Annotated in this window: 11 protein-coding genes and 2 pseudogenes; 11 read left to right on the forward strand and 2 right to left on the reverse strand. The window is 43.2% G+C overall.

All coding sequences use genetic code 11. From position 1 onward, the window contains the following. The first annotated feature begins 56 nt into the window (after positions 1–56). Positions 57–1,091: a DUF262 domain-containing protein gene (locus tag B7E11_RS18095; protein ID WP_080837111.1), complete on the forward strand. Its 1,035-nt coding sequence runs from the start codon at positions 57–59 to the stop codon at positions 1,089–1,091. A gap of 609 nt (positions 1,092–1,700) precedes the next feature. On the opposite strand, the gene B7E11_RS18105 is transcribed toward B7E11_RS18095, so the two are convergent. Continuing rightward, entirely contained in the window at positions 1,701–2,396 is a 696-nt protein-coding gene (locus tag B7E11_RS18105) for a helix-turn-helix domain-containing protein (RefSeq protein WP_080837116.1), read from the reverse strand. A gap of 247 nt (positions 2,397–2,643) precedes the next feature. On the opposite strand from B7E11_RS18105, the gene B7E11_RS18110 reads away from it, so the two are divergent. After that, the gene (locus B7E11_RS18110) at positions 2,644–4,305 is read left to right on the forward strand and encodes a hypothetical protein (RefSeq protein WP_080837118.1); all 1,662 of its coding nucleotides are present in this window, start codon (positions 2,644–2,646) and stop codon (positions 4,303–4,305) included. Positions 4,306–4,333: 28 nt separating this feature from the next. On the opposite strand, the gene B7E11_RS18115 is transcribed toward B7E11_RS18110, so the two are convergent. Further along, positions 4,334–5,521 (reverse strand): hypothetical protein, encoded by a 1,188-nt coding sequence (locus B7E11_RS18115; RefSeq protein WP_080837119.1) that lies wholly within the window; start codon positions 5,519–5,521, stop codon positions 4,334–4,336. Between the two features lie 124 nt (positions 5,522–5,645). Here B7E11_RS18115 and B7E11_RS18120 point away from each other — a divergent pair, with 124 nt between their 5' ends. The 9 genes and pseudogenes from B7E11_RS18120 to mreD all read left to right on the forward strand — a co-directional run bounded on the left by B7E11_RS18120 (position 5,646) and on the right by mreD (position 12,855). Then, positions 5,646–6,254, forward strand: coding sequence for a hypothetical protein (locus tag B7E11_RS18120; RefSeq protein ID WP_080837121.1), 609 nt, complete (start codon positions 5,646–5,648; stop codon positions 6,252–6,254). A 267-nt stretch (positions 6,255–6,521) separates the two neighbouring features. Then, entirely contained in the window at positions 6,522–7,097 is a 576-nt protein-coding gene (locus tag B7E11_RS18125) for a hypothetical protein (protein WP_080837123.1), read from the forward strand. 222 nt (positions 7,098–7,319) lie between these two features. Then, entirely contained in the window at positions 7,320–7,586 is a 267-nt protein-coding gene (locus B7E11_RS18130; protein WP_080837125.1) for a hypothetical protein, read from the forward strand. A 70-nt stretch (positions 7,587–7,656) separates the two neighbouring features. Beyond that, positions 7,657–8,790 (forward strand): annotated as a pseudogene (locus B7E11_RS30345) (recombinase family protein); the annotation flags it as partial. A 668-nt stretch (positions 8,791–9,458) separates the two neighbouring features. Continuing rightward, positions 9,459–9,596, forward strand: a pseudogene (locus B7E11_RS29080) (Maf family protein); the annotation flags it as partial. A 64-nt stretch (positions 9,597–9,660) separates the two neighbouring features. Then, a complete protein-coding gene (gene radC, locus B7E11_RS18150; protein ID WP_080837127.1) occupies positions 9,661–10,350 on the forward strand; it encodes a RadC family protein in 690 nt (229 codons plus the stop codon). 40 nt (positions 10,351–10,390) lie between these two features. After that, positions 10,391–11,416, forward strand: a complete 1,026-nt coding sequence (locus B7E11_RS18155; protein ID WP_080837129.1) for a rod shape-determining protein — start codon at positions 10,391–10,393, stop codon at positions 11,414–11,416. 57 nt (positions 11,417–11,473) lie between these two features. Next, complete coding sequence (gene mreC, locus B7E11_RS18160) at positions 11,474–12,328, forward strand: rod shape-determining protein MreC (RefSeq protein WP_080837131.1); 855 nt, start codon at positions 11,474–11,476, stop codon at positions 12,326–12,328. Then, on the forward strand, positions 12,325–12,855 hold the full coding sequence (gene mreD / locus B7E11_RS18165) for a rod shape-determining protein MreD (RefSeq protein ID WP_080837133.1): 531 nt from the start codon (positions 12,325–12,327) through the stop codon (positions 12,853–12,855). The genes mreC and mreD overlap by 4 nt, the downstream gene beginning before the upstream one ends. Positions 12,856–12,868 lie beyond the last annotated feature (13 nt).

The raw sequence follows: 12,868 nt of genomic DNA on the forward strand, positions 1-12,868 counted from the left end.
GTGGTAAAATAAAAAGTAGTCTTTTGATTAAAGTTCCTCTCAAAGGTGGGATAATTTTGGCAAGATCAACAGTTCAGTGGACAACGTATCAATTAGTCAAGATGAAGGATCAAATCAATTTCGACCTCCCCTTCCAACGTCGATACGTTCGCCGGAAGGATCGTAGTTGGCAAAGTCTCTTAATGCACACTGTCTTGACCGATGGCTACATTCCGAATCTGTTGGTTTGGAAAAATGGTGATAGTCTCGAAAGTAATTCAAGAAGCAAGACGAAAAACATTTATTATGCAGTTGATTGTCTCCAGCGTTTGAACACTTTGTTTTTATTCATTGATGATGGCTTCGCTTTGACCGATGATATTCCTTTGGTAGGAGAACAATCTGTTTCAGGTTTGAAGTTTAGTGGGTTGCCGGAAGATCTTCAGCAAGCAGTGATGGGGTATAGCTTTGCTGTTACAATTTTCGATGAGTCATATTCACTTGAGGATGTAGAGGAAATCTTCTACCGCGTTAACCAGACCAAGCCGTTATCTGACATCGAGCAATCTCAGGTTTTGCTCGGAGAAGATAATCGTTCGGTGTTGAAACATATTACGGATTCTGAATTGTTCCGAAACGTCAATTTTACCAAGGCTGATATCGAGGGATATGTTGATCGGAAAACAGCTGTTCAGGTCGTCGCCCTTCTTTCTGGACGGGACATGTCCTTCTCCGGCAAAGATATGAAGTTGTATATGCGAGAAATCGGGAAAACGCCAATTGACACTAAGATTGTAGCTGAGATCGAAAAGCTCTCCGAGTATATGATGGAGGGCTTCCAAGATTGGACATCAAAAATGTTTAAGAGCCTGAAGAAATCCGTTGTCCCATCTCTTTTTATCGCCGCGAGGAAGGCTCAAGTATTGAACTTGTCTGCGACTGATTTTGGACTGTGGGCGCAAAAATTCCTGATTGATGAATACGACAAGGACTCTGAGTTCGGTGAGACCCTAAGTAGAAAAACGGCTAACAAAGAGGTCATTCAACGCCGAACGGATCTTATGGTTCAAAGTATGGAATCCTTCGCCAATGCCGTTGCTCAGAGCAATTGAATTTTGATCCGAAATACAAGAACGATTGATCTGTTACCACGAAAGAGACATTGCAAATGCTCATCACGCAGTGTCTCTTTTTATTTGAAGTTAAGCATTGACAAACAGACTGGTAAATCGCAATTGAAACACTGATTGGCGATTTTCCTAGTAAATTTGAACCCCCTCAAAGGGGTAATCATCTTTAAGATTTACCTACTCATCCCACTCAAATTCCCGATCAAAGCAGGATTTTCTTGGACATTGTTGAAATCATCAGGAAAACGCTAAAGTAACGAGGAAGTGATAAAGTTGACCCGAGAAGAGCTTCGACTCCGGTTGAAGGAAGAACGCGTTCCCGAGGATAGTTACAGTTTGGATGGTGGACTTTATAATGAGCGGCTGTGTCTGGAACGTAAGAATAACCGATGGCTCGTGTATTACAATGAGAAAGGGATCAGAACCAACGAGAAAGACTTCTTGATGGAGGAAGTCGCTTGCCAGTATTTTTATGAAGAGCTCGAAAGGATGGTAAAGCGATCAGGATAATAATTGGGGGTGTTGAGGGCATTGGGGGAATCGATTTTAGGAAGCGGTAGACAGGGAAAATAACGGCTTTCCCTGTTTTTTCTACTGCGCTTTGGCTTTTATTAACTCATTGCCATTGATACCTAGAAGTTCATATGCCCTTCCGACCATTTCTTTATCTCGCCCAAAGATATGAGTAGCTTTATGGATTATTCCGCTTTGTGTTGCCACATGGTTCAGGTTTTGCACCATAAATTCCGAATTGCACAAAGCTACGACCCGCTTACTGTATTTCAGAAGCTCCCGTTGGAATGTTACGGCTTTTTCTGCGACTTCCGGCGAATAAACAACGGGTTCGCCATCGGATGCCTTCATATCTCGATGGTCAACAAGGACGTTTAATTCTTCTTTCCCAAAAGCGTTGCAAATTCCTAGAAGCGTTCTTGACATGTAATCCACGTGTTCACCTGAAAGTAGTCCATGCACTTGAAAAGCCAAGATCCTCTTTTCGCTATCCACTTGATACTTAAATCGCTCTTTTAGTGGAACACTAAGGTCTTTCTGTTGGTAGGCAGGGGTTGCAGAAAATCTCTCATTGGAGAACATATATGCAACCGACACTTGAAGCGCCGCGGCGATCTTTTCGATGTTGACGATGCTGATATTCCGTTCCCCACGTTCCACACTACTGATGTATGTCCGATCAAGCCCCGCTCGATGAGCCAGTATCTCTTGCGACATGCCACTTCTGGCTCGAAGTTCCCTGACTCTCTGTCCAAACTCTGCGCGGATATCCATATAGAATTACCCCCTCTCTCTCTCGAAACAGGCATCTAATATTTTCTTCGGAAAAAAGGGTCGAAAGTTGTAGTTACTTCAATCCATTTGTCGATGTGTTTACGAGGATTTCTTAGTGGAGTAATGTCGAGAATTAAGTTCATAGAAGGACAACGGTGTTTTTTGTCGAATATCTATAATAAACTTAAGACCCTAGACCTTTTGATAGACAGCCAATATTGATTAACTGAGGAAGGAGTGCTGATTTGTGGAGAATAAGCCATTAGCTAAAGAGTTGCAAATTAACAAATTCAGTCGTGAACTGGAAAAAACATTGGAGTACAACCAATTAAATCGTGAACTGAGAGGGTTAGTTGACGCTGAAGTGTTGACTCTTGATGATGCCAGGAGACTTAGTGATGTTCCTTATAAAGCCACTTTAATTCCTAATCTTATAATGCTGCGAGAACAGTTTTTAAGTGGTGACATTGGTCAAGAAAAATATAACCAATTGAAAGACGAAATAGTTTCGGAGATGCTGGATACAAAAGTTCGTATTTCTAAAAAAGGTAATGCCGTATTTGAGATGACGGATAAAAATAAAGCTGTTCGTGCTGAAGGTTACGACGAGATAGAAAAACTATCTAGGAAAGAATATGAACAATTGGCTAGTAAGAGTGGAACTCTACACTACAACAAGTTATTAGGGTTGGAGTCTATGTTCGCTACTCGAACTAAACATAAAGGTAAGAGCAGAAAGTATGTTAATGATGTCAAACCAATTGCAGTTGAACTGGTATCCGATGAACAAATATTAATTCCGAGAATCGATGTTAAACTTAATAATGTAACAGGTATTGAAAAGTCTGACATTAAGTATGAGTCTGTGGAAGCAGGTCAACCCTTTATCCTTACTCTTTACGAGTTCATGTACCTGATCATTAGAGATGAGTACGCAGGGTATTGTGAGGCAAATGGTGATCCAAGGGGAGCATATCTCTCTGTTAAATCGACAAACGTAATTGAAGTGAAAAATGATAGATATGTTGGGCGTGTCACCAATAGTGAAGGTAAAGAAATGATCCCTACGCCTTATATTAGCTTTAAGAGAAGATATGGGGCTATAAAGGCTAATATAGACATAATTGATGAAGAAACGTTCGAGGGTAAGTACAAGGTGAAGCCGGGGTATGAGCGCTTTTGGGACTTAATCCCTAAGGACAAACAAGACAATAATTTCCGCAATCAGTACATAGAGTTCAACACTGACTCTGAAAAAATATTGGTTTTTCAACATTATCTCGGTATCAATTCAGAGATGGGGCAATTTGTTTCAAAGTTACGGGATGGGAAATATAAAACAACAAATTACCAACTTTTAAGGGCGATGAGATCTGAGTTCAAAAGCCGTTTCGATAAACTCGGATGTAGCTCAGGGAAGTTATTTGTAATAAATGAGTTAAAATATCCAACATATGAGGGCTATCGACTTGAGGGGGAGTTTTATCCTATTTTAGTTGGATTTACGTTAGTCTCAGACGAAGATTTATCCGTTCCAGTAATTGATAACAAAGAGTGGGAGCTTAACAAGTTGAAAGATAGGGTTTTCTATCCGGATGTTAAATATCGACATGTAAAAGCTCACGAAAAATTTAACCTTACACTGGTTGAGTTTATGTTTTTGTTAATGAGAGACGAGTACTTAGGGGTCTGCTCAATTTATAATCATGCTTCTCAAATAAGATTGGATTTGGATAGTGTAAAGGGTTACCCAACAAAAAGTACTAAATTACCAAATCCTGAGTTTACGCGTGTTAAAGATTCTGTTTCACCACAAGAAATCTTCAAATGGGATAATGGTAAAGCAAAAGTGTTCCCAAAATTTCGCGAGAAGTTCGGTTACTTGGAGCATTTCCAAAAAAGCAATTAGTTAACAACCGAAGGTAACCCAGTATTGGTTACCTTCGGTTGGTTGCTCTGATTTGATCATATATAGGGGTTCTATCTTTGAAGTAGATATTCTTAAATCGTACTTCGTTAAATGCTTGTATATTATGGTCTTTAAATACTGCATAAATGGTTTCGATGGTATTTAGCCAAATTTTTTGACAGTGATTACCGATTTTGAAATATTGTATTGTTCCATCGTTATCTATGGGGTTACCCTCCTGATCTATTGGTCTAAGTATATAATTGCTTTCATTTGAATATAAATGATCAATTCCTACATCTTCAAGTTGCAGTTCATTAGCTGTTCTTGGCTCCAACTTAATTGTATGCTCAGATGGGTCAAGGTTGTTATCTAGGAGTCTGCAAATATGTGTATCAGTTGTTTCAATTGGAGAGTAGTAGATCAAGCTGATCTGAGTTTCATTAAAGTTGTCTATTATCGCGGGATAACAAGTTTTTAGTTTTTTTATCTTGTTTCTCCCTTTTTCGAATGTATAAAGTAGAACTACATCACCTTGAATGAAGTTATCCACTAAGTACTTATGTTTAGCTTCAACATCGGATTTCTCGATAAAATTTCCTATTCTTCTTTGATGGTATATGTAACTTACCCATTCAGCTTGTGGTTTGCTATTATGGGGGTATCTTATTTCGATTATATCTTCTAATATACGATTACCATAGTTTTGCAAAATAAAAAGCTCTACATACTCGTCCTCGGTGTGTTGGTAGCCATAGTGATCAATGATAAGCTTCCTTGGTTTCTTTCGATGATTTAAGAAATCTTCTACTAATAACCTAGCAACAAGACTGACATAGGCTGTAGAGCGATCATCGCTGTGAAGAATTCGGTTTTTATCAGGGTCGTAATTGTAATCGTAGGTAACAATTTCATCATTTATGGTTTTAAACGCAATATCGAAAAGGAACTTGTTCTTTGGACAGAAGTAATCTTCAATTTCTTTTATTGATATGCTAGAGTCAGGAACTTTATCAAACTTTAAGCCATTTTCAAAAATAAACTTGTAATGTGAAGTTGCATACAGTCTAGTTGAGATTGTAACGTTGGTAAAGGATACATTTGAGTTGACGATATGTTTGATATATTTCCAAACTTCAAATATCAGGAGTAACTCTGCTTCTGTTTTTACTTCTGTAATTTTGATTGGTAATATGTCATTTATGTGAATGGACATCTATACTTCCTCCCGCCAATAGTGCTTACCTGGAATTATACCATATCATTTATGAATATAAGAGGAATATGTTTTTCCGTGAAGAATTGTGGAATATTTAGACATTGTGAAGCGAGGTGTTGATATGATTACTTTTTCTGTAAATCCTAAAGGCGATACGAAGCAGTACAGAGTAATCAAAGATCGTTCATCGGATATTGAACAGTCTTATATTGGAGAGTTTTTTGAACAGCGTAATGATACGGGGAACATTATAAAAACCTTTGAGTCTTTTGTTGAAGAAGCTAGGCGAAAAAATGGATCGGAGAAAAAAGCAGAACTATCCTTGGATGTTGCACGAAATAAAAGCAATGATAGTGATCTTCACGTTAGTATGTCATTTGATATTGATGTTGAAAAGACTGTAGCTGAGTTATTCAAAATTGTCTTTCATTATATTGAAGATCAAACTGGTAAAAATTTTATTGATTTGGTAGTTAGAGGTGTAGGGGGCGGTTATTATGACGCTAGTGAAAAGGAACGTGCTGATATGGAGTCAGCAGCAAGAGAACTTGCTTATTTAATGAGAACATATGATGATTGTGAAGATATACTTTCCAAACTTCGTCCCGACATTGATGTAATTCAAGTCATTGGGGAGTTCAATGATGGAAGTGATACAATACTGGACTTCAGTTTAAGAAGTTTCGTCAGACATTTTAAACGATTTGAGACCTATTTCATATCGAAATAACTATATGAGTTATTTCTACCATAGTGAATTAATAATCTACCAGTCGGATGTTGCATCCGGCTTTTTTTATTTGGAACTTAAAAGATGAGCTATCTATGGGGATCATGCTCATTTTTATGTACATAATGAAATTTCTGCAGATAAATTTTTGAAAAGAATCGAGAATCCCTTCAAATTCAGAGTGAAAACCAGAGCTTTTTTACATAGAGTAACCAACTATTTCCCTACTGGGTTTAAGGTTGGAATTCTTGTGAAGGGGTTTTGGACATGGCGGATGATCATGGAAAAATTGATCAGAGGATATTTGGGAACGGGAAAGTGTTGCCTTTTATAACTCGAAGTCAAAGACTTGCCGAAGACTTGATGAAAGTTTTCAAAATGAAAGACAGTATCATTGATGCATTCAAGCGGGGTAATGTGCAAAGGACGGTTTATGTTCATTACAACAAAATTTTCCAAGTGGAATCGACAGATCAGGATAAGGAGGTCATATTTGATTTATTGAGTCAAGGGCAACTCGTTTATCACATTTTGCTTGCTCTTGACATGCAAGGTAAACAACAAATCCTCGACGGGGAGTTACCTTCTTACGTATTCGATAAATTAGTCTCTAAAATATGCTATCTTTGTGTCCCACTTGATCTTTATGAAGAAGCTCTTGCTGAAGGCGATTTAGAAGGAGCCACGCGGCAAGAGACGATTCAAAATTACATCGATGATCTCATTTTTGAAGCTCAACAAGGTATCTTACGTGCATATGTGACCGACGACTCTCAGGAAACATTTACGTTTAGTCGAATCGAGGTCACAGTGGTTAGGGGTAATTTGGTCTTGGTGACCTGATATTTGAAATTAGGTATTGTATTTTGTTAAAGAGAGCCGATCTTTCGTCATTGTGACAAAGGATTAGGCTTATTTGTGCTTCTAGAAATTGTCGTTCGAGGTTCTAGATATGTGAATGGGAGTTTGAACACTTAAATAGGCTGTTTGTTTTTGTAATTAAGAGGTATCCGCGAAAAGGCATGGGGTTATCACTCCAAATTGCCTTAAGGGGTCGTGATTAGCATGTCAACTAAATTCTCAGATGAAACCAGAAGTTTGAAAGTCAAAGTCGATAAAGGGAATAGGTTGGTCTTTGTTTGGATGACCGAAAATCAAAAAGATTCTGAGGAATATGCTGTTTTGAAGAAAGTTGCGAAATCCAAGAAGTTTAAGATTGTAACATTTATCTCTGGTATAGAAGATATGAAATCCGGTCTTGAAAAACTGATTCTAGATAATGCCCTCTCACAACAAAGTGTTGAACCGACATGGTTAGCTGAGGTACAATAAGCACTACAATAGTTGTGATGAGGTGTATAGAACAATGGTTCAGCATAGCGTGAGTTCAAAAGATCAAGCGATGAGTTCTAATCCGTCTAGGATTAGAACTCTTTATTTTGGGTATTCACGAATTAGTCGTGACGAAGATAAGTCGAACTATGCAACAATTATCGCTCAGCAAAAAATGATTAAAGATTATTTTGTTGAAAAGTTTAAAGACTTAGTCTCCAATATTGTAATGTTTGAAGACGATAATGTTAGTGGGTATACTTTTGACAGACCTGATTTTAACCGCATGTTAAAGGAAATTAACATAGCAATCGAGAACGGGTATAAAGTTATTTTGGCAGTCAAGGACTTATCTCGTATCGGTAGACATAATGCATTAACCTTGCTTTTTCTTGAAGACATGAAACGTCAGGGTGTTAGGTTAATACTGATTAGTGATAACTATGATTCTGAAACAGATGATGATTCGATACTAGGGATAAAAACGTGGTATAATGAGAGATACGTCAAAGATATTAGTCGGAAAATAAAAGATAACATCAAGACGAAAATGAAGGAAGGGAAGTATATTGCTTCCGTTCCATATGGCTATAAGAGAGACCCTCTTAATCGTGAAAAGATTATTATTGACGAAGATACAGAATGGGTTGTTAGAAAAATATTTGAAATGTATTTGCAGGGATATGGTTATAGAAAGATTTGCATCTACTTGACCGAAAATAATATTCCAACTCCTTCAATGGTTGCAAAAAGGGATAAAGAAAATGCCGGTAAAGTCTACAAGAAGGATGTAACGACCAATTGGGTTCAAAGAATGGTTCAACGGATTGTCAGAAACGATTTCTATATTGGGACACTTCGACAGGGAAGATTTCAACTAACAGAAATCAACGGGAGAGCGTCGAAGGTTGAACCAGATAAGCAGTATGTTTTTGAAAACAATCATGAAGCTATTGTAAGCAAAGAGGATTTTGAATTAGCGCAACGGATTGCCAATAAACGTCTTGATGAAAACTATAGAGGCACTGGTTATAAACACATTAATCTTTTCTCGGGGTTTCTAAAATGCGCTGACTGTGGTCATGGGATGGTTGCTCTTAACAAGGAGGGTAAACATAAGTCCTACATATGTGGAACATACAGGAGAGTTGGAAAACTAGGCTGTGCAACGCACTATATCTTAGATCGTACACTTGTTCTTGCGATAAAAGCGCATCTTACCGTACTTCGAGAAAAGTTAAGTAGTGCCATCGAAGGATTCGATGCCAAACTTAAAGATCATGTTGAGCGAGAAGATAACTTTGAACTTTCCCTGAAGAGGCTAAATAAAGAACTCCAGGAACTTACTAATGAACTTAGAGTGACTATGTCACAACGGATTAAGGATATTGCGAAGAATCCAGATATGGAGGAACTCATATCCGAGAATTATGCTGAAATAGAAGCTGATAAACGTCAACAGATCAATATCGTCTCGAAACAGATTGAGGAATTGACCGCTGTTAGGGAAAGAACGAGCAGTTTCAAAGAAGGGGCAGTATCTGCTCTCCAAGTTTTTGATGATATTATAGCTAAGGAAATACTGAATCGTAAAGACCTCGAGATTCTGATCGATAAAATAATCGTCAGTAAAGATGGGGAACCTACAATATATTTGAAAGCCAATATTGAGCAATTATTAAATTACGATGGAGGAGATGATGATCCAGACGGTTCTGGTGGTGGAGGTAAAGCTAAGGCTACCGTTACATATAAAGCCGGAGCAGTAACAAAATCCTTTATTTCTACTGTAGCAACTGATATTCAATCGAATGTAACGCCGCTTAAGATATTGAATTCGGTAAAAACGTCAAAAGAACCATTAAGCACTACAAGGCTGGAGCCTACGGCATTCAAGGAATCGGTTCCTTGCTGGTCGAAGGAATCGAGGGGTGCTACTTCAATGTCGTCGGGCTTCCGGTTTCGCTTGTCGCGGACATGCTGGAGCCGTTCGGCCTGCGATTTCCGTAACGATTGCCCGACGACGTTTAGCCGAAACCCGCGGCCGACGCGGACTAGCGAGAAGAGGATCCGAATGAACCCATCCGTCTATTTGCTGCGCGAACTTCCCCCCGGCGAACGACCTCGCGAACGCATGCAAGCGCACGGTCCCGCCGCGCTAAGCACGGCCGAGCTGCTGGCGATCTTGCTTCGCACCGGAACCCGCGACGAATCGGCCATCCACCTGGCCCAGCGAATGCTGCACGATTGCGGAGGCCTTAAGAACCTTGCCGAACGCAATTGGGAGGATTTCACGCATATCCGGGGAATCGGCCCGGCGAAAGCCCTGCAGCTCCAAGCGTCGATCGAGCTCGGACGGCGGATCGCGCGATCGAAGATGCCGGACACGGTTCGGATCACGAGGCCGCAAGACGCGGCCGATCTGCTGATGGAGGAAATGAGGCATCTGCGGGAGGAGCATTTCGTTTGCTTGTTCCTCAACACCAAAAATCACGTCATCGGCCGCAAAACGCTGTCGGTCGGCAGCCTGAACGCCTCGGTCGTGCATCCGCGTGAAGTGTTCCGGGCCGCGATCCAGCGGAGCAGCGCCTCGATTTTGTGCGCGCACAACCATCCGAGCGGCGACCCGACGCCGAGCCAGGAGGACATTTTGCTGACGCGCCGATTGACGGAAGCGGGCGAGCTAATCGGCATCGAATTGTTGGATCACCTGGTAATAGGTGACAATCGCTATATCAGTTTGAAGGAGACGGGCTGCATGTAATATAATATATAGGATTGTCCCAACAGGAGGTTTAAACTATATGTTCGGTGGTTTCACTCGCGATCTGGGGATCGACCTCGGTACCGCTAACACGCTCGTTTATGTCAAAGGAAAAGGAATTGTCGTGAGGGAGCCTTCCGTGGTCGCCCTTCGTACCGATACGAAAAAAATCGAAGCCGTGGGCGAAGCCGCCAAAAAAATGATCGGCCGCACCCCCGGCAACATCCGCGCCATTCGTCCGATGAAGGATGGCGTTATTGCCGATTTTGAAACGACGGCCACGATGATCAAGTATTTCATTCGCCGCGCGCAGAAGGAACGCTCCTTGTTTCCGCGGCATCCGAACGTCATGGTCTGCGTGCCGTCCGGCATCACCGCCGTCGAGAAGCGGGCCGTGGAAGACGCGACGAAGCAAGCCGGAGCCCGCGAAGCCTACACGATCGAAGAGCCGTTCGCGGCCGCGATCGGCGCCGATCTGCCCGTTTGGGAACCGACCGGCAGCATGGTCGTCGATATCGGCGGCGGCACGACCGAAGTCGCGGTCATCTCCCTGGGCGGCATCGTGACGAGCCGTTCCATTCGGGTGGCCGGAGACGAGATGGACGAGGCGATCATCCAATACATCAAGCGCCTGTACAACTTGATGATCGGGGAGCGGACAAGCGAACAGCTGAAAATGGAAATCGGCTCCGCGCTGCCGCTCGAACGGGTCGAATCGATCGAGATTCGCGGCCGCGACCTCGTCAGCGGCTTGCCGAAGACGCTCGCCATTACGTCGGACGAAATTACGGAAGCGCTGGGCGACACGGTTAACGCCATCGTCGAAGCGGTCAAAGTGACGCTGGAGAAATGTCCTCCCGAGCTTTCCGCCGATATTATGGACCGCGGAATCGTCCTGACCGGAGGCGGCGGTTTGCTGCGCAATCTGGACAAAATGCTCGCCCGGGAAACGGGAATGCCGGTCATCGTGGCCGAGAATCCGCTCGATTGCGTCGCAATCGGGACGGGGCGGGCCTTGGAGAACATTCATCTATTCAAAACGAGAAACGGGCGATCCGGCCGTTGATCGTTGTCAGGCAGTGCCCGGTGAAAGGAAAGCGGGTGAACGGCTATTTTTAAGATTATGCGCAACAAGCGTCTGTTCATTTTGATGATCGGGGTCATTCTGGTCGTCTCTCTTCTCGGCTACACGTTCGGAAGGCAGAAGATGACCTGGCCCGAGAAATTCATCAACGACGCATTCGGAACCCTTCAAGGCGCGCTTTATCGGCCGGTTGGGGCGGTGGCGGATTTTTTTCGCGACCTCAGCCGGCTTTCCGACGTGTATAAGGAAAACGAGGAGCTCCGGCAGACCGTTGCCCGCTACACGGAAGACAAGATCCGTTACAATCTGATCGAGAAACAGAACGAGTACCTGCAAGAGGCGCTTAATTTTACCGAAAGACAGAAGGAACTGTACAACAATTACCGGTATTTGATAGCCCAGGTGGTAGCCAACAGCTCTAATCCATACGATCCGACAATCAAGATCAATCTCGGCTCTCATGACGGAATCAAGGAAAAAATGGCGGTAACGACGGTGGACGGCCTCGTCGGACTCGTCAGCCGCGTTTCCGAGTTCACGTCCACGGTGACGCCGATTACGGAAATGAGCGCGACGTCGACGGATTCCATCTCGATTGCCGCGACGGTATTCGGCCGCGAGGACGAGGCGTTCGGCATCGTGGACTTCGACAAGGAAAAAAACGTGCTGCAAATGAGCAAAATCGACGAAAACGACGTCGTGAAGGAAGGCGACATCATCATTACGTCCGGCAGCGGCAACGTGCTGCCCAAAGGGCTGATTATCGGCACGGTCGTCAGCAGCCAGGTCGGGGATTTCGGACTTACGCAAACGGCTCAGGTGGAGCCGGCCGCCAAGTTTGACCACTTGAACGATGTGTTCGTCGTGGTGACTCCGGATGTGGACGCTCCGTGAAGCTGCGGCTGAATTGGACGATATTGGCGACGCTGCTGCTATTGCTGCTTCAGACCTCCGTTCTTCCCTGGCTCGTACCGCCGGGGTGGAGCGACCGTCTGCTTCCTCATCTGCCATTCCTTATGACGATCTTCGTCGCTTTATTCGGGAACCGGCACCGGGCCTTTTTCTTCGGGCTCGGCTTTGGCCTTCTGGAGGACATTCTGTTCTACGGCCAGTTGATCGGAGCTTACGGCTTTACGATGGCTTTGCTCGGCTATCTGTTCGGCCTTATTCCGGAACGTCGTTCCCGCACGCTCGGACTTACGCTCGGCTGCGTCGCTCTCGGGAGCGCGATTCTCGATTTGGCGATTTTCGGCATTTACGAGCTGTTTCAATTGGTTAACGTAACGTTCGCGTTCGCGGTCTACTGGCACATGGTGCCTACTCTTTTGATTTCGGTGCTGCTCGCGCTTCTGCTATATATTCCGGTTCGCAGATGGCTCGTCAAAAACATCGCCTCTTCCGCCGACGAAAACGGAGCCTGACGGGGGAGCGTGC

The organism is Cohnella massiliensis (assembly GCF_900169535.1).
Taxonomy (GTDB): Bacteria; Bacillota; Bacilli; order Paenibacillales; family Paenibacillaceae; genus Cohnella; species Cohnella algarum.

Bases quoted from the DNA above. Each gene is read 5' to 3' on its own strand.
- B7E11_RS18155 (WP_080837129.1), top strand. From the start codon at position 10,391: ATGTTCGGTGGTTTCACTCGCGATCTGGGGATCGACCTCGGTACCGCT.
- B7E11_RS18115 (WP_080837119.1), bottom strand. From the start codon at position 5,521: ATGTCCATTCACATAAATGACATATTACCAATCAAAATTACAGAAGTA.
- B7E11_RS18125 (WP_080837123.1), top strand. From the start codon at position 6,522: ATGGCGGATGATCATGGAAAAATTGATCAGAGGATATTTGGGAACGGG.
- B7E11_RS18105 (WP_080837116.1), bottom strand. From the start codon at position 2,396: ATGGATATCCGCGCAGAGTTTGGACAGAGAGTCAGGGAACTTCGAGCC.
- B7E11_RS18120 (WP_080837121.1), top strand. From the start codon at position 5,646: ATGATTACTTTTTCTGTAAATCCTAAAGGCGATACGAAGCAGTACAGA.
- mreC (WP_080837131.1), top strand. From the start codon at position 11,474: ATGCGCAACAAGCGTCTGTTCATTTTGATGATCGGGGTCATTCTGGTC.
- B7E11_RS18130 (WP_080837125.1), top strand. From the start codon at position 7,320: ATGTCAACTAAATTCTCAGATGAAACCAGAAGTTTGAAAGTCAAAGTC.
- radC (WP_080837127.1), top strand. From the start codon at position 9,661: ATGAACCCATCCGTCTATTTGCTGCGCGAACTTCCCCCCGGCGAACGA.